We start from the raw sequence: 856 nt of genomic DNA, 5'->3' as shown, positions 1-856 counted from the left end.
GGGGAACGGAGGAAGGGCGGGGCGGGGAGACGGCTCCGCGCAGCGGCACCCCGCGCACCCCCGGCGGACCCGGCTACGCCAGGACCGTGGCCCCCGCCGCCGGCGAGGCGGTGACACGGGTGGCCCGGCACGTACCGGAGGCCTCCAGCTCCGCCGCGACCTTGACCGCGGCCCCGGCATCCCGCACCAGGAACGCCGTCGTCGGCCCCGACCCCGACACCAGCCCGGCCAGGGCCCCGGCCGAGACCCCCGCCGCCAGCGTCTCCGCCAGCTCGGGCCGCAGCGACAGCGCCGCAGGCTGGAGCCCGTTGGACCGCGGCAGCACCGCCGCCAGGGCGTCCGGGTCGCCCGACGCGAGGGCGGCCAGCAGCTCCGCCGAGGCCTCCGGCACCGGTACGGCCGTGCCCTCCGCCAGCCGGTCGAACTCGCGGAACACCGCCGGCGTCGACAGCCCGCCGTGCGCCACCGCGAACACCCAGTGGAAGCCGCCCGCCTCTACCGGGGTCAGCAGCTCCCCCCGCCCGGTGCCGAGCGCCGCGCCGCCCACCAGGCTGAAGGGGACGTCGCTGCCGAGCTCGGCGCAGATCTCCAGGAGCTCCTCGCGCGGGGTGCCGAGCCCCCACAGCGCATCGCACGCCAACAGCGCCGCGGCGCCGTCGGCGCTGCCGCCGGCCATGCCGCCCGCGACGGGGATGTTCTTCGCGATGTGCAGGTGGACGGCCGGGGTGAGCCCGGCCCGGGCGGCGAGGATCTCGGCGGCCCGCGCCGCGAGGTTCGTACGGTCCAGCGGCACCTGGTCGCTGTCGGGGCCCTCGCAGCTGACGGTGGGCCCGTCGCCGGACGTGGCGGTCGCGGT

General features: G+C 78.9%; 1 protein-coding gene. It reads right to left on the bottom strand.

Annotation, left to right across the window (positions count from 1 at the left end; translation table 11 throughout):
• Positions 1 to 73 precede the first annotated feature (73 nt).
• Positions 74 to 856: 4-(cytidine 5'-diphospho)-2-C-methyl-D-erythritol kinase (locus tag VR44_RS38970; protein WP_045952423.1), on the bottom strand; the 783-nt coding region annotated here is incomplete at its 5' end.

Source organism: Streptomyces katrae, assembly GCF_000966975.1.
GTDB lineage: Bacteria > Actinomycetota > Actinomycetes > Streptomycetales > Streptomycetaceae > Streptomyces > Streptomyces katrae.
The sequence above is the reverse complement of the archived record's forward strand: the minus strand, read 5'-3'. Positions and strand labels throughout refer to the sequence as shown.